This is a genomic window from Polaribacter sp. Asnod1-A03 (assembly GCF_045063585.1).
Lineage (GTDB): Bacteria > Bacteroidota > Bacteroidia > Flavobacteriales > Flavobacteriaceae > Polaribacter.
In genome coordinates this window covers 86730-103677 of the sequence record NZ_JBEFOE010000009.1, presented here as the reverse complement: position 1 = coordinate 103677, position 16948 = coordinate 86730, and the positions used below count along the sequence as shown (strand labels likewise).

The 16948-nt window shown below is 28.4% G+C and carries 18 protein-coding genes and 1 pseudogene; all 19 read left to right on the top strand.

The features are described from left to right. The first annotated feature begins 119 nt into the window (after positions 1-119). Positions 120-917, top strand: a complete 798-nt coding sequence (locus ACJJVY_RS00825; RefSeq protein WP_405604160.1) for a barstar family protein — start codon at positions 120-122, stop codon at positions 915-917. Positions 918-1120: 203 nt separating this feature from the next. Continuing rightward, positions 1121-1696 (top strand): hypothetical protein, encoded by a 576-nt coding sequence (locus tag ACJJVY_RS00820; RefSeq protein ID WP_405604158.1) that lies wholly within the window; start codon positions 1121-1123, stop codon positions 1694-1696. Next, positions 1671-1850: a hypothetical protein gene (locus ACJJVY_RS00815; RefSeq protein ID WP_405604156.1), complete on the top strand. Its 180-nt coding sequence runs from the start codon at positions 1671-1673 to the stop codon at positions 1848-1850. Before ACJJVY_RS00820 ends, ACJJVY_RS00815 begins: the two co-directional genes overlap by 26 nt. Before the next feature lie 482 nt (positions 1851-2332). Beyond that, positions 2333-2704, top strand: a complete 372-nt coding sequence (locus tag ACJJVY_RS00810) for a transposase (RefSeq protein WP_116822553.1) — start codon at positions 2333-2335, stop codon at positions 2702-2704. Positions 2705-2724: 20 nt separating this feature from the next. Continuing rightward, positions 2725-3555: pseudogene (locus tag ACJJVY_RS00805) on the top strand (IS3 family transposase); the annotation flags it as partial. 55 nt (positions 3556-3610) lie between these two features. Continuing rightward, positions 3611-3832: a hypothetical protein gene (locus tag ACJJVY_RS00800; protein WP_405604154.1), complete on the top strand. Its 222-nt coding sequence runs from the start codon at positions 3611-3613 to the stop codon at positions 3830-3832. Next, positions 3811-4431 carry a hypothetical protein gene (locus ACJJVY_RS00795; protein WP_405604152.1) on the top strand — a complete coding sequence of 207 codons (621 nt, stop codon included), beginning with the start codon at positions 3811-3813 and terminating at the stop codon, positions 4429-4431. The genes ACJJVY_RS00800 and ACJJVY_RS00795 overlap by 22 nt, the downstream gene beginning before the upstream one ends. Positions 4432-4657: 226 nt before the next feature. Beyond that, positions 4658-4924 (top strand): hypothetical protein, encoded by a 267-nt coding sequence (locus ACJJVY_RS00790; RefSeq protein ID WP_173589700.1) that lies wholly within the window; start codon positions 4658-4660, stop codon positions 4922-4924. Beyond that, positions 4914-5321, top strand: coding sequence for a contact-dependent growth inhibition system immunity protein (locus ACJJVY_RS00785; protein WP_173589699.1), 408 nt, complete (start codon positions 4914-4916; stop codon positions 5319-5321). Before ACJJVY_RS00790 ends, ACJJVY_RS00785 begins: the two co-directional genes overlap by 11 nt. A gap of 179 nt (positions 5322-5500) precedes the next feature. Continuing rightward, a complete protein-coding gene (locus ACJJVY_RS00780) occupies positions 5501-5740 on the top strand; it encodes a type II toxin-antitoxin system ParD family antitoxin (RefSeq protein ID WP_405377745.1) in 240 nt (79 codons plus the stop codon). Beyond that, positions 5733-6020: a type II toxin-antitoxin system RelE/ParE family toxin gene (locus ACJJVY_RS00775; RefSeq protein ID WP_179340053.1), complete on the top strand. Its 288-nt coding sequence runs from the start codon at positions 5733-5735 to the stop codon at positions 6018-6020. The genes ACJJVY_RS00780 and ACJJVY_RS00775 overlap by 8 nt, the downstream gene beginning before the upstream one ends. 173 nt (positions 6021-6193) lie before the next feature. Further along, a complete protein-coding gene (locus tag ACJJVY_RS00770) occupies positions 6194-6745 on the top strand; it encodes a hypothetical protein (protein WP_405604148.1) in 552 nt (183 codons plus the stop codon). 154 nt (positions 6746-6899) lie between these two features. Beyond that, positions 6900-7583 carry a hypothetical protein gene (locus tag ACJJVY_RS00765; protein WP_405604146.1) on the top strand — a complete coding sequence of 228 codons (684 nt, stop codon included), beginning with the start codon at positions 6900-6902 and terminating at the stop codon, positions 7581-7583. A 164-nt stretch (positions 7584-7747) separates the two neighbouring features. Beyond that, positions 7748-8617: a hypothetical protein gene (locus ACJJVY_RS00760; protein WP_405604144.1), complete on the top strand. Its 870-nt coding sequence runs from the start codon at positions 7748-7750 to the stop codon at positions 8615-8617. 158 nt (positions 8618-8775) lie between these two features. Next, a complete protein-coding gene (locus tag ACJJVY_RS00755; RefSeq protein WP_405604142.1) occupies positions 8776-10296 on the top strand; it encodes an RNA-directed DNA polymerase in 1521 nt (506 codons plus the stop codon). Positions 10297-10465: 169 nt separating this feature from the next. After that, complete coding sequence (locus ACJJVY_RS00750) at positions 10466-13693, top strand: hypothetical protein (protein WP_405604140.1); 3228 nt, start codon at positions 10466-10468, stop codon at positions 13691-13693. A 160-nt stretch (positions 13694-13853) separates the two neighbouring features. Further along, positions 13854-14600 carry a hypothetical protein gene (locus tag ACJJVY_RS00745; RefSeq protein WP_405604138.1) on the top strand — a complete coding sequence of 249 codons (747 nt, stop codon included), beginning with the start codon at positions 13854-13856 and terminating at the stop codon, positions 14598-14600. 613 nt (positions 14601-15213) lie between these two features. Beyond that, on the top strand, positions 15214-15684 hold the full coding sequence (locus tag ACJJVY_RS00740; RefSeq protein ID WP_405604136.1) for a hypothetical protein: 471 nt from the start codon (positions 15214-15216) through the stop codon (positions 15682-15684). 148 nt (positions 15685-15832) lie between these two features. Further along, on the top strand, positions 15833-16732 hold the full coding sequence (locus ACJJVY_RS00735) for a hypothetical protein (protein WP_405604134.1): 900 nt from the start codon (positions 15833-15835) through the stop codon (positions 16730-16732). Positions 16733-16948: the final 216 nt, after the last annotated feature.

Genomic DNA, 16948 nt, shown 5'->3' with positions numbered 1-16948 from the left:
CTTTGGTCGTTGCTTATTTGGAAAATTCCTTCGGAATTTTCTCGCGTTCGTTTTTGTTTACTAAATTAGTTGCTTAAACACGCAACTAACCATACACAGGACCGTTACCAACAATTTGAATGAACAAGATAAATCCAAATAGAATCAAGTTTTATCAATTCCTAAATAACGATATTTCATTGGAATTATTTGAAAGTTGGGTTTATGAAAATAAAGAACTTGAAAACGTAATTTCAGAAGAAAATTACATTGATTTATTAGCCTTTAATTTTAAAAGTAGAGAAATCAAAAATTTCATAAAATCAATCATCAAAAAACATTTTGATTGGAAGGAATTTGAAAAGTATCGAACAATTGAATTACTCAAAAATATTAAGTCTGGTAATATTGAGATTGTTTTGGCAAGTCGGAAATTAAGAGAGTTATATCTCGAACAAGAAGAGGAAATCAAAAGACCGTTTCTATCAATTGGACTTGCAATAGGTTATGAAAGTGAGCTTGATAATTGCCTGATAGAATCGGAATATAAACTATGGAATTCTAACGCTCTGAAAAAACAACTTGAACCTGTAGAATGGTATCGAAAACGGATTTTAGAAAACGTTAACCAAGAACTCAACGAATTACTAAACCCTGAATTCAAAGTTATTGATCTTGGGGAAATTGTGAATATTAAGCATTTGCACGAAACTTTTGCCGAAAGACTTTACTTTCCTGAATTTTATGGAAATAATTGGGATGCGTTTTGGGACTCAATAAGCGGAATTGTTGAAATGCCAAAACATCTGACATTGATAAATTGGGAGAAATTTGAAAAAACATTTAAAAAAGATTCGAAAATTTTAAAAAAAATTATAAAGGATTATAACAATCAGAATATTGAAAATAAAATAAAAACTGTTGGTAACACCGGCTAAACTTAATGCGGGTTTAGTGCTTTCTCAAAGTTTTGTGTATATTTACTAAGTCGCCAAATCTTGTTGATTTGGCTTTGTGAAACCAAAGAAACACCAAACAAAAAGCTTCGGCTTAGTTGCGTGTTCGAAAATCTTGGCGATTTTCTTCCCGCACTAAGCCTAGCCAAAACCGTTGGCAGTAATTGCTTACTCATACATAAAATATGAATTTAGAACTACCTAAAGAGTTGGAAAATGAAATTGATTTACTGTTAAGTGAATTAACTGAATTTAATAATTGTTCTATAACAAAAGGAACTCCAAAAATTAGAAATAGAGCATTTAATTTTGCTAAAGCTCTGAATCTAATTAGACCAAAAGTGTTTTCTAAATCTAATTCATATGAACTTGACGAAAAAGGAATTTTTGCAATCCAAGATGGTGGAATTGAAAAATACCTTGAAAACATAAAAGCTGGAAAAGATTTAGACGGAACAATTAAAACACTTACGAGTAGAAGGCTTGAAAACGATATTAAGAACAATTTACTATACATTTTATTAGGTGGTTTTATTGGTTTAATAACATCCATTTCAACAACGGTACTAACGTTAAAGGCAACACCAGATAATACAATAGAATATATAAAACAACTGAATAAATTATCTTCCGAAAAAAATGAACGTGATTTGGATTTCCAAAAACGTCTGAACGATATGAACATTGAATTATCTTTATTAAAAAACGAAATAGATACATTAAAAATTAAAAACTATGAAATTAATAAACCCAAAAAATGAATTAATAGGTAAAATTGAATTAAAATTTTTACCTAGAAAAGATGAAAAAATAATATTTAAAGAAAAAAACTACACAGTAAATGAAATAATACATTCAGAAGAAAGTATTAATATATCAGTTACAGAAGTTAAAAACGAATGGTTTTTCTTTTAATTAAATTACTTTATTTTTTAGGTAAGTTTCAGAATATATCATATATAATTTATGTTCATTTAAAATTGAATTCATAAGTTGTTTATATTCTGGAATTGACTTTTCAATCCTTTTAATTTGGTTGTTTATTTTATTTAAATCATCTGAATTAGTATCTTTTGTAATAAAAGGAAAGCTAAATTCTGAAAGTTTTTTTATTATTTCCTCGTTCATGATATTGATTATTAAATATTTACAACAAATATAACAAATATTTATGACTTTATAATTTTGTATAGATAAGAACAATTTGAAAAAACTACAGCCAACAACGTGTAAAAAAAATTACTGCTAATTTCTTGTTTAGGAAAATCCTTTCGGATTTTATTTTTTCTTGTTTTATTTACTAACTTTATTGCTTAAACTACGCAACTTTCCTTACACAACAACGTTGTGCGTCATTTTGACCCGTCCTGAATAAAGGCTACATAATTTTAAACATTATGTACAAAAATGACAAAGTAATTAGACGGTATTCAGAACCTTTTAAACTAAAAATTCTTGATGAACTCAGTAAAGGTAAACACACAAAAAGCGAACTTTGTAAGCTCTACTCTATTGCACCCACAACGATTAATGAGTGGATTAAAAAGTATAATCGTAAAGACTTAATGAACACCAGAGTAAAAGTGGAAACAAAAGACGAAATATCTAGAATTAAAGCACTTCAAAAAGAGATTCAGCAACTTAAAAAACTATTACTTAAAAAGGATCTAGATACCATGGTATTAGATTCCTATCTTGAAGTAGCTGCTGAAGATCTAGGCTATAAATCTGTTGCTGAACTAAAAAAAAAGCTAAGTATAAAGCCTTAACCAAAGCCAAAGAAAAATCTAAGGGATTTGCCTCTTTAACCACTATAACTCATTGTTTTGGACTTAAACGTGATGCGTATTATAAATACAAATCTAGAGCTGATAATCGTTTAAAACTAGAACAACAGATTATTGAAATTGTTAGTAAAAGACGTAAATCCCTTCCTAGAGAAGGTGTGAGAAAACTTGTGAAATCATTAGATGTAAATTTTACTAAAGCCAATATTAAGGTGGGTAGAGACACTTTGTTTAATGTCCTTAGAAAACACCAAATGCTAACTCTTAGAAAGAAAACAAGTGCTAGAACTACTAACTCGTATCATCGTTTTTATAAGTATAATAACATCATAAAAGACTTAGAGGTTACTAGAGCTAATCAAGTTTGGGTTAGTGATATAACTTATATTAGAACAGTAAAAGGTTTTTGTTACTTAGCCTTAATAACTGACATGCATTCCAGGAAAATCGTTGGTTACGACCTTAGTGACAGCCTAGAATTAAAAGGTTGTGTAAGAGCTTTAAACAAAGCCATTTATCAAGCTAAAAACATTAAACAACTTGTTCATCATTCGGACAGAGGAATACAATATTGTAGCAATGTATATACACAAATACTTAAAAGAAAAAAGATAAATATTAGTATGACTGAAGAAAATCATTGTTACGAAAATGCTATGGCAGAACGCATAAATGGAATTCTAAAAGATGAGTTTTATCTCGACCAAACCTTTGATAACAAAGCTCACGCAAAGAGAGCTGCAAAAAATGCAATTAATTTATACAACGAAATAAGATTACACTTATCTTTAGGTTATAAAACACCGAATATGGTATATAAATTATCAGCTTAAAAATAAATTTTAACCTGTAGCCATATTTCAGGACGAGACATTTAAACCAAGCTCTATGGACAAACCAAATAAAGATGAAATATTAAGTGCAGTTAATGCATCAGGATATTTATTTGAACAAGAAATAGGTTCGATTTTAGAGAAAAATGGATTCCATATTAAAACAAACGCTGCTTTTAAAGATAAAGATGAAGAAATCTCAAGAGAAATAGATGTTCTTGCATATAAACGAATTTATTGGAATGAAGAAAAAAAGTGTCTGTTGGAATTACAATAATGTGTGAGTGTAAAAAAAATAAAAATCCATTTGTATTTATAAAAAGGAATAAAAGCGCAATTGATAAATCGTATTGCCCGCCAAATTTTTTATTTCCAAAAAAGGAGTTTAACGAGCCTATAAAAGACAAACCGAATAGTTATTATGTTATTCCTGCATTTCGACATTTTGGACTTGACAAAGTTTTTCCATTTAGTAAATCTGAAAGTAAAGCTGTTCAGTTCTGTAAAATTGTTCGAAAAGGGAAAAATTGGAATGCATTTCACGATGGAATTTATGACAGTTTATTATTTCCATTAATTAAATGTCTTGAGTATTATAAAGATAAAGACCGAAAAATGCTAAATGGAGAATGGAATAATTACTTTATCTACTTCCCTTTAGTTGTTTTGAACTCTGAAATTTACGCAATCGAATCACATAATTCAACGAATGAACTTATTGAAACTGAATTCGTTTCATTTACAAGAGATATTGATTCTAAAAAATATAAGGACAAATATCTAGTTGATTTTGTAACTAAAGATGGACTTCAAAAATATTTAGACAATCACTTGAGTCCTTTTGTTAATGATTTTATGGAAAAAGTAATTGAATAAAAACGAACGCACAACAACGTATATAGCTCATAGCTTGTCAGTTGCTTAAACGAAGTTAAGGCATATTTGGAAAGTCGCCAAATTTTTAAATTTGACGATTACCAATAAAAAAGATAAATAGTAAAATTTAAAAATCTGGCTTGTGCTCAACCGAAAGGAAATAGCTAATTTGCACGCTACGAGCCATATACAAGACCGTTAGCAACAAGCTGAACCAACCAAGACAATGAAGTACTACAAACGAAATTGGGAAGAATCACGTGGAGATGAATTTGATGATTGGGGAAAATCTATTTGGTACTTTGAAACCGATAATTCTGGACTTCCGACCAAACAAATGGAAGTTTATGCAAGCGGAAAAATATTGAAATATGACCAAACAAAAATGGAAGATGACTTTGGCGGACTTGGAGACCAAGAATTAGATTTAGACGAATTCTCTGAATTTGAAATAACCGAATTAGAATTTAATAAAGTTTGGAATGAGGACTAATTCAAAATCGATTGAAGAGCTGGAAAATGATTATTGGAAAGAGGAATCTGAATTTCCGACCAATCTGATTAAAAGATGTTTTGAATACAGAAAAATTAAAATATCGAAATTAAGTGTTGAACAAATAAGGCTTCTGATTTCTCAAAAAATAGGAATTGAATTTTTAATTGGAATAGCATTAGAAAAACTTGAACAGAATATAGTTATAGAAGGAGATTTATATGCGGGAGATTTGTTAGATTCTGTTTCAAAAATACCAACTGAATTTTGGAATAAAAACTCAACTGTATTTCTAAATTTTAAGAATATTTTTGAGTCAAATAAAGAGAAAATCATATCGGAACTCGGAGAAAAAGAATATGACCGAATTTCGGAAAGAATAAAAGCCAGTTGCTAACACCGTATAAAATTAATTGCTGGTTTTAGCCAGTTTACGAAAGTCCTCGCGGACTTTCTATCTGTGATTTATTTGCTAACTTTAGTGCTTAAATCACGCAACTAATCTTATACAACAACGTTGGCAACAATTTGGAGATGATTCTAAATTGATGTATATTTACACCAAACAATTTAATTATGTCAAGACAAAGTATATCATTTACAGAACCTAACGACGAATGGCTGAAAGCACAAGTCAATGGAAAAGAATATTCAAGCAAAAGCGAATTAGTAAACGATTTAATTAGACAAGCTAGAAAACAACAAGTCGAAATTGATTGGATTCGAACTAAATTGGAAAAAGCTGAAAATAGCGGATTTACAAGCGAATCAAAAAATGAAATTTTAGCTCAATCAAAAACTTTACTGAATGGCTAAATATCGATTAAGTAACGAAGCTAAAAATGACTTAATCCGAATCCATCACTATGGAGTTAAAAAATTTGGAATGACTCAAGCGGATAAATATTTTGAATCATTCTTTAAATATTTTGAAATTATTTCCCAAAGGCCTTTTTCATTCGAGTCAGTTGATTATATAAAAAAAGACTACAGAAGATGTGTTTGCGGAATAGATAGTATTTACTATAAAATAAATAATGACGTTGTTGAAATAATGGCAATTGTCGGAAGACAAGATTTAAACGACATACTGTAATCTGAATAATAAAAACTGTTGCCAACACCGTATAAAAATAATTGCGGTTAAGTACTTAATCAAAGGTCGTTACGTGTTTGTAACGTCTGAATTTCCTTCGGAAATTCCTCGCATACAAACCCGCAACTATTCTTATACATAAACGTTGTAACTAATACCCAAGCAGACCCAAAATGGAATTTATAATTGAACAATTTGACAATAGATTTGAGCTATCAAAAAAAGGAGATAGCCGAATAATATTGTATGGAAATTGGTCAATGTTATTTGGAAAATATAAAGCGGAAATTTTTAATCGGAATGAAAAACTGATTTATTCAATTAAACGAAAATTCAGTTTATGGAAATGGAATATGACTTATTCTATTAAAAGCGAAAACGAAAAACACATTGAACTGAAAGCGAAAAATAAGTGGCACTCAATTTATGAAATGAAAATTGAGCAAAACGAGTTTCAGATTAAACTTCATAAAGGCCGAAAAAAATCGATTTTTAAGAACGGAAATCAAATTGCGGAACTAGACGAATCCCTTGTAGAAGTTTTTTATCACGACAAAATTAGAATAATCACGACTGACCAAGAAAGTATAAATGAAATATTCCTGATGATAGTTTGTTTGAAAATCGGAGAGGAAAAAGATGGAGGAATTACATTTGACTTTGGAAATATTGGAAAAATGGAGCCGATTAACGAAAATTGGAAAACTGAAAAAATAAAGTACTAGTTACAACACCGTGTATAATTAATTGCTTTGGTCGTTGCTTATTTGGAAAATTCCTTCGGAATTTTCTTGCGTTCGTTTTTGTTTACTAAATTAGTTGCTTAAACATGCAACTAACCATACACAAAACCGTTGTAAAACATACCCCAAAAATACTGTGATTAACATTGAACTTTTAGTAAAAGAAAAAATAAACGCTCTTTGGAGAGAATTTGAAAATGAGGAATATTGTCAATTTTCACCAAATTCGATTGCAGAAATTCCAAATGATGGACTAATTTTTATCGGAATTAATCCATCAATGACTGATAAAGTTAAAGAAAGGCTAATTGAAAAAAATGATATAAACTGCGAATTTCATAAACTGACTTATGATGTTAACGTTGATTATCGCTATTTCAAAAAATTCTTTGATGTTGCCGAAAAAACTGGAATGAATTGGGGACATATGGATTTACTTTATAATCGAGAAACCAATCAAAAGAAAGTTGCTGGATTATTAAAAACGGAACGAGGAAAAGATTTTATTTATAAGCAATGTATGATTTCTAAAATTGTACTTGACGAATTAATTGACGAAAACAAACCGAGAATATTTGTCGTTAATAACACTTTAGCGAGAAAATTATTAGGACAATATCATACGGAAAAACCTATCAATAAAAGCGTTCATTGGATTGGATATGATTTTGTGTGGAACGAAGATTTTGGAACTTATGTTTATAAGAATAACGCTTTTTTCTTTACAAGTATGTTGACAGGTCAAAGAGCTTTAGATAATGGTTCTTATAAAAGGCTGATTTGGCACATAAATTTTGTGAAAAATAAACAGAGTGAATAAAGTACGATTTTACAACACCGTATATAATTTATTGCTGGCTTCTTGCCTACTTGCGAAAGTCCTCGCGGACTTTCTTTGTCCGTAATTATTTACTAAATTAGTTGCTTGAAACACGCAACAAACCATATACAACAACGTTGGCACCAATTAAAAACACGAACTGAATGAGTTTTGATTTAAACTTTTACAAAAAAGGAAACAATAACGTAACTGCTTCTGAAATGGTTGAATTCTTAAATACTATTCCAATGTTGGAAAGTAAAACAGAAGACCAAATAGTTTATGAAAACGAAACTACAGGAGTTTTTTGTTTATTTGAAACTTATGAACCAGAAGAAAGTGAAAATGAAGAAGAAAATGACTTTGGAGATTTAAAAGACACTAATTTATGTTTTAATATAAATTATGTAAGACCAGACTTTTTCGGAATTGAAAGTTTTGAATTAGTAGATAAATTAATAGAAAAATTTGACCTTTTTGTTCTTGATCCACAAGCAGAGGGAGAACCTATAAAATATAAAAAAGGAGATTTATTAAAAAGTTGGTTAACATCAAATGAAAAAATCAGTAAATCCTATTTTAAAGAATGGGAACTGAATTATTTGGAATTGGAAAAATCCAATTATTGTTGGAAATTCTGTTACAATAAAAACGAACTTCAAGAAAAATTAACAGAAGAATATTTTGTCCCGAATATTTTCTACGTGAATAAAAAAGGAACTGAAAACGTAGAAACTTTATGCGTTTGGCCTGAACATATTCCGTTTGTATTGCCAAAAGTAGATTTTGTTTTAATTCAAAAAAGAATAAAAAAGTTATTTCGAACAAAAGAAGAAAGTGGTTTAATAAAATATGAAACAATAATTGAAAAATTAGGAGAATATTTTGAAAACGAAAATGATTATAAAATTATTCACCCTGAAAATGAGAAAAATATAAAACCAATTTTTAATTCACTTGAATTTTTTACAACAATAGAAAAATACGGAAAAGGAATTTCAGTAGATAAAATAGTGAATTACAAGAATGAATAAATAACTGGTGCCAACACCGTATAAACTTTATTGCTAGTTTTGGCTCACTTGGGAAATTCCTTCGGAATTTCGCCGTTCGTGCTTTATTTACTAAATTCACTGCTTAAACAACGCAACAAAGCTTATACAACAACGTTAGCCAACATCTAAAAAACACCGTGACATATTCAGACTATACAGAAGAAATTACAGCAAACGAAATTTACGATGGACTAATTGGTTGCGGAATGTTTGCTGAAAAAATCCCTAAATTCTTAACCAGTGTTGAATTTCTTAGCTACACAAAAACTTTAGCTTTACCAATTACAACGGTTAAAGATAAAGACTATGTTCGTTATTCAAGTATGAGGAATATTAATGTTCCTCGACCAATGGCGATACCTGAACCATTTGCGTATACTAATTTATGTTATTCTGTATCCCAAGAATGGAATAGAATACAAAAATTCTTTCAATTTGAGACAAGAAACCAGACACATAAAGTAAGTCGTATTCATCTTAGAAAAATGGATGATAACTGTGCTTTATTTGAAATGAATTATAAGAATTATGAGAAAGACGATTCGCCAGAGCAAGAGCTTCTAATCACAAGCAAATATTTGGTCAATGCTGACATTTCAAATTTTTTTCCAAGTATATACAGCCATTCTATACCTTGGGCATTAAAAGGTAAAAACTTTTGCAAACTAAGACCGAATAGAAATAAAGCTTTATGGTTTAATCAATTAGACTTTTATACAAGAAATGTAAAATTTGGAGAAACAAATGGAGTTTTAATAGGACCTCACGTTTCTAATTTATTATCCGAAATTATTCTTGCAAAAGTTGACAAAGCTTTGGTTGATAAAGGTTACAATTATATAAGATATATCGATGATTTTTCCTGCTACGTAGCTTCTTTCGAAGAAGCGGAAAATTTTATAGTTGATTTGTCAGAAGAACTAAAAAAATATGAATTAAAACTAAACGATAAAAAATCTGAAATTATTCCTCTTCCATTGGCAAGTGTAAAAAATTGGGTAAATAAATTAAATAATTATTCATTCCTAAACACATACCAAACAAACGGTAAAGAATCTTTGAGATTAAAAGAGTTAAAATCTTTTCTCGATTTTGTAGTACAACTATTTTTAGACGAAAATAAGGATAGTGCAATTCTAAATTATGCTATTAAGATTATTGCTAAAAAGCATATCGGAATAAATGCCAAGAAATATTTCATAAATCAAATACATCATCTTGTTTTATTATTCCCTTATCTAATTCACCTTTTAGATGAATATGTTTTTGAGCCTCATAATATTGCAAAAAGTGAGATAAAAAAGATTTCCGAAAACATATATCGTTACGGAACGAAAAAAAGATTTTACGAAGCTAATTCATATACACTTTTTTGGGCTTTAAAATATGATTTTGAGCTTGATGGAATAGTTACTAACTTGAGAACAGATGCAGAGAAATCAGAAGATGCAATATTTTTACTTCTCGCCTATTTGTATGAAAAGAAATTAGGAAACCGATTAGTTGAGTATAGAAAGCTTGCAAGAAAACTAAAATATGATTTTGATAGATTTTGGATATTTATTTACGAAGTTTTAGCTTGGACTGAACTTTCAAATGAATATAGAATTATGAAACAAACCACGAATTTATCTTTTGTAATTGACAAATATCGATAAAAGACGATTGGCTAACACCGTATATAATTTATTGCTGGCTTCTCGCCTACTTACGAAAGTCCTCGCGGACTTTCTTGGTCGGTAATTATTCACTAAATTAGTTGCTTAAACCACGCAACAAACCATATACAAACACGTTGTGCGGCATGCAACTCACTCATGTACAAATATGAACAAAAAAGAAAAATTTCCAACTCCTTCACAATTTTATAGAAATAGAAGACCAGATTTTTTTTCAGATTCTAAAACAGAATCTAAAGTTCTATTAACTAAAGAGCAATTGGCTTTCGAAATAAGTCAAATCTCTACGAACCAAAAACATGATAGTTTTGAAAACCTTTGTCGCAGATTAGCTGAAAAATTAATTACTCCTAATTTAATCCCACAAGTTGGACCAACAGGTGGTGGAGATGGGAAAACAGATTCAGAAACATATCCAGTTTCTAGTTATATTTCTGATAGATGGTTTATAAGTAATAATAAGTGGAACGAAAATGAGAATTGGGCTTTTGCTATAAGTGCTAAAAAAGACTGGAAACCAAAAGTTAAATCAGATGTAAAAAAAATAATTGAAACAAAAAGAGGTTACACAAAAGCTTATTTTTTTTCAAATCAAAAGATTCGTAGCAAGGATAAAAAAGATACTCAAGACTTGATTAATGAAAGACATGGAATTGAATTGATTATACTTGATGCTGAATGGATAATTGAAAAAGTTTATAGTAACAACCTACTAAATGATGTAATTGAAAGTTTAAACCTATCATCGGTACATTTAGAAGAAAAAAAAATAGGTGTAAATGACTCTATAAGAATAGAAAAATTATCTAAAATTGAAGAAACAATAAATAACTCAGAAAGAACTTTCGAAGTTGACTTTCAATTGGTAGAAGATTGTTTAGAAAGCGCCATCTTATCTAGAATGTTAGAATTGCCAAAGACAGAAGTTGTCGGAAAATTCGAAAGAGCGAAAAGGTTTGTAAATAAATTAAGTAGTATTCAGCAAAAAATAAGAATCCATTATCAATTAGCCTGGACGTATTTGAATTGGTATGACGATTATAATAATTTTTATGAGGAATATATTGAATTTAAAACACTTGTAAATAAAGAACCAAATCTAAACAATCTTGAATTACATTTAAATCTTTATAATTTATTAAAAACAATTTCTAAAATTAATGAAGTAAAAGATTACGTCAATATTAACTTCTCTAGTGAGGAAGTTGAGTTTTTAAAATTACTAAAGGAATGCAGTAAAAATAAAAACAAACTCTCAACGGCATTACTATGTAAATTCTATATTAGTATTATAAATATTTCAAACCAACTAAATGATGAAAGATTAGTATCAAAGGAGGTTATAAATTTGCAAAACTATTTTCAAATAAGTCAACACCATTTAGATATACCATTTGAACAATTAAAAGGCACAATTGATATTTATAGCGAACTTTTACCAAACGATAAAGAGTTTGACAAGTTAATTGATGTTCTTGCAGATTTAGAATCAACCAGAGTCTCTGAATTAGCTTCTGCTAAAATTTATTTGAATAGAGGAAGTACTAAATTAAAGAACGATTTAAATAAAGAAAGTTTAGTCTTCTTTGGAAAAGCTGTAAGAAAGCTAGCTAAAGAAGAAACACAAGACGAATTTTATTTTTGCTTAATGTTATTAAGTGAAGCTTATTCGAATTTAGGTTTACATTGGGCTGCTAATAATTGTGTTATTTCTGCAATTAACCTTTATATAAATGAATTCTTTACTACGGGTACAATTAATCGAAGATTATATAACAGTATTGAACAAATTTTAAAAAATGAAGTTATACTTGGTCGTATTCCTATATTACTAAGTTGGTATGAATTATTTAACGTCATAAAATATTATTTCGAATCAGAAATAAATTTAGAAAATGAAGAAATGTCTATTGAAAACATTATAGATGGTTGTCTTTCTACAAGGTTATTAAATACTGACTTTGAAAATTTCAAAGAATTATCAGATTTATCAGATATTTTAACTAAAAATGAACTTTGGCTAAGTGCTGATTCTGTTTTATATTTATTGGGATATGAAGATTTAATAGAAATTAACGAGTCTAGAAGTCCTTCATATACAAAAGAAAACTTCAAAGAATTCTATAATAAATTAGCAAACCAACCTTTTGTAGAACAAATGGCTTTTGAGACTAATTTTTTAAATAAAAATAAGATAACCTCTTACACTAGAATACTAGGAATAAAATTTATCATTAATTCAAAAGATGATATACAGCTTTTAATTTTAGGAGAAACTATTTTTGCTTATTTGGAATCATTTTTAGCAACTGCTTTTGAAGATGCGTTTCCATTATCTGAAAAAATCACATTAAATATTAAATATGAGAAATTAGATAATTTTTTTGAAATAAAACATGAGAGTAAAAATTTATTTGACTTATTCATTAATCAAAATTATGAGTATACTTCAAAAGATATTCCTGAATTAATGGACGAACTTATACCTTTAATTATTGGAAGTAACTACATGTTTAAAGACTATAAAGAGTTTTTTGAGAATTTATACAAAAATGATGAAGTTCATGAAAGGTTAACTTTAATAGTTGAACATAAAAATTTCTTAACAAACACCTTAACTTCAGACCCAAAATTCTTTTTAAAAAATTGGGTAAAAGAAAGCAATACAAACTTTCCTTTAAAAAGAATTTCAAATCCTATATCATTTTCAAAATCTAATTTGGAAAAAGATGAAAATAACAAAGGAAAACCAGATTTCAATTCTGTAACTCATAAAAACATGACAGCAGAAACAATAATTGATACTTATTTATGGGACAAAGCTACATGGAGAGCTTTTGGTTTTGTGGCAATGCCACAACCAAACCCATTTGGGATTATGTTAACTTTTGAAAATGAAGAGGCAGGAAAAAAAATATTTGAAAATTGGATAAAGGAATACGGTCAAATTGATAAAGAGGAAACAATTTCTATAACAATAATTAAAGGAATTAGAAAAGATAAACCATATTGGTATAAAGTTTTAGTAAGTAAGAATATTAAAAAAAATCAAATTAAAAATGGTGGTTTTGTTACTTTATCTTCTCGATTTCATAGAATGGAACCTACAAACAGTACCAATCTAGATAATCTTATGAATGGATTTAAATATTTTAATAAGTACTTATTAATTCCTGCTCATTTTGATGAAAATTTTAATGTAAAACCATTTCCTGAATTAGGAATACTTAAAACCAAATTGAAATTTATTAATGCTTGGGAGATTGGAATTCATGACCCTGAAAGTGTGGTAATTACCGAAGATGACAAACCAATCATTCCTAAAAACATTGAAAATGCTCCAATTCTAGAATTATTGAAAGAAAAAAGAAAATGAGAAAAAAGCACGACCGCACAACACCGTATAAAATTAATTGCTGGTTCTAGCCTACTTACGAAAGTCCTCGTGGACTTTCTATTTGTGATTTATTTGCTAACTTTAGTGCATAAATCACGCAACTAATCTTATACAACAACGTTGGCCAAAATAGAAAAAAATGTATGAAATTGTAATATATGATTCAATTGTAAAAAAAGAAAGTACTGCTAAAGAACTAAGTGAAGGAACTATTAAGTATAAACTATTTACAAATGAAAACATAAAACAGAAGTATTTCCATATTTCAAATAAAGAAGAGTTTGTTAAAAAACATTTTGAGGTAATTGAATCAATTTTAAAAGAAAAGAAATACTGTTTTTTTCATTTTGATATGCATGGAAACGATTATGGTTTACAATTTATTAGTGGAGAAAAATATTCATGGAAAGAATTATTGGAATCTTTAAGACCAATTAACATAATGTACAAAAACAAACTATGTGTTTTCTTTGCTGTTTGTAATAGTGCAAGTTTATTAAAATCATTAAATCCATTTAAAGAAAGTCCTTTTAAACTAATTGTAACCTCATTTGAAAAAATTTACGAAAAAGATTTTGTCCCTGGATTTACAGAGTTTTATACTTCTCTAATAGATACTTTTGACCCTTCAATTGCTATTGTGAATTATAATAAAATGGTTGAAGATAAGGATAATGAGTTATCATTAATCACCTCAGATTCTTGTATAGATAAGTTGATAGAATTAGAACAAACGGAAATGAAACCTTTATTAAATTTATTATCAGAGTTTATAGATGAAAACAAAGAAGATAATATGACTGCTTCATTTGAAAAATTCTTTGAAGATTTAGATGGTATTACAAAAGAATATAAGATTGACCGAGACAAATTTTTATTAAAATAAATTAGCATTAAACTTTGGCCAACACCGGCTAAAATTAATACGGGTTTTAATGCTTTCTCAAAGTTTTGTGTATATTTACTAAGTCGCCAAATCCTTTTTGATTTGGCTTTGTAATAAGAAAAATAAAACCAAAAAAAAGGCTTCGGCTTAGTCCGTGTTCGAAAAGGCTCTGCTTCTTTTCTTCCCGTACTAATCCTAGCCAAAACCGTTGTAGTACATTAAATGAAAATTAAATATTCAAATAACTGAATCAAATAGAGACATATTCATCTACATTTTAAAGAATAATAATCTGAAAGTTACTAATGAAGAGAAAATTCAGTTTAAAGATTTAATTAAAACTAATTATCCGAGATTTAAACCTACAATTAGTGGTGAATTTAATTCAAGTGAATGGAAAATTAATTTAGATTCTGTAATATTTAAATGTTTTCTAATAGGAATAAGTACTTATATATTTTTCTGGGCAAATAATGCTGGAATAAATACAAGAATAATTATATCTATGATTTTAATGATAACAAATTACTGGATAAATCAGTTAATTATTAAAACTAGAATTGAAAACATTGAACAATCCTTTAAGAATTCACTGAATAAAACATAAATTAAAATGAAAAGTTTTTTAGAGTTTTTGGGGTTAATAAAGAAAATTAATTTAACAATTGAAATAGAAAAATCTGAATTTATTAAATGTTTAAAACAAAAAGTAAAACCTAATGGATTAATCTTTTTAGATGTTTTAGACAATGATAGAAAAGAATTCTATGGGAATGTAAATTCTGAAAAATTTTGGTTGAGGAAAAGTCGTCAATTGTTTTCTGAAAGTACATTTGCAAGTGCTTGTGGAGTAATGAAAGATTCTAAAAATAAAACAAGCCTAAAAATAAAAATTATTGGTTGGAATTGGTTTATTATTGTTTGGACTTTAGTTATGTCATTTGTTTTATGGAATATATTGGTAGCAAATTTTATTCTCCCAATACTAATAATTTTAATTCTATATATAATACTATTCTTTAAGATCAGAAAAGGTGTAAGTAAGTTTGAAAAATATTTAATATCCGAAATCAATAAATTCTAATAAAACGTACTACAACACCGGCTAAACTTAATGCGGGTTCTGTGCTTTCTCAAAGTTTTGTGTATATTTACTAAGTCGCCAAATCTTGTTGATTTGGCTTTGTGAAAACCAAAGAAACAAAACCAAACAAAAAGCTTCAGCTTAGTCCGTGTTCGAAAATCTTGGCGATTTTCTTCCCGCACTAAGCCTAGCCAAAACCGTTGTGCGTCATTTAAGCAACACTCTCGAAAAAAGAAAAATGAGTCGAAAAAAATGGACATCTGAAAAAATATTCACTCGACTGCTGAATAATAAAACGCAAAAAACATTTTGGGAGAATGTCCGAGAATTAAGAAAAAGACCGAATAAAGAAGTTTATAATAGAGCGTTCAAACTTGCTAACTCTAAAATTGAAAAAGAACAAATTATTGGAATTTATGTTTTAGCTCAATTAGGTTTTGACCCAAGGTTTCAGCAAAAAAAAACAGTAGATTTATATTTTGAATTATTAGAAAAAGAGAAATCACCAAAAGTAATTTCAGCAATTTTATCTTCAATAAGTCATAATAATGAGAATTTAAGTGAGAAACAGATATTAAAATTAATAGAATACAAAAATCACAAGTTTGTAAATGTAAGGTTTGAATTAGCTCTTGCGCTTTCTTGTTTGGAAAATGAGAGTGCAATAAAAACTTTAATTGAATTATCTAATGACAAAGATTCTGACACCAGAAATTGGGCAACTTTTGGAATTGGAACACAACTTGACAACGATAGCGAAGAAATCAGAATTGCATTATGGAATAGAGTTTCAGACAAAGACCAAATTACAAGATTAGAAGCTATTTCAGGCTTAACAAAAAGGAAAGACAAAAAAATAAAAGATGTTTTAAAAACCGAACTTGAAAACATTGACGAAAATGGTTCGCTGATTTTAGAATCTATAGAAGTATTAAATGATAAAGATTTCATTCCATTGTTGGAAAAGAAAATCATAGAGAATAAAAAATTGAAAAAAGTTAATGAAGATTGGTTTTTGGAAACAATAAACAAACTGAACGAAAAATAAAAACGAACGCACAACAACATATATAATTTATTGCTGGCTTCTTGCCTACTTTCGAAAATCCTCGCGGATTTTCTTTGTCTGTAATTATTTACTAAATTAGTTGCTTAAACCACGCAACAAACCATATATAAACACGTTAGCTTTAATGCTGGAGCAAGTTTGCGGTTTGAAAAAAGCCTGGTTTATTTTTCGATTTTTTTTTAGAATTTTAAATAA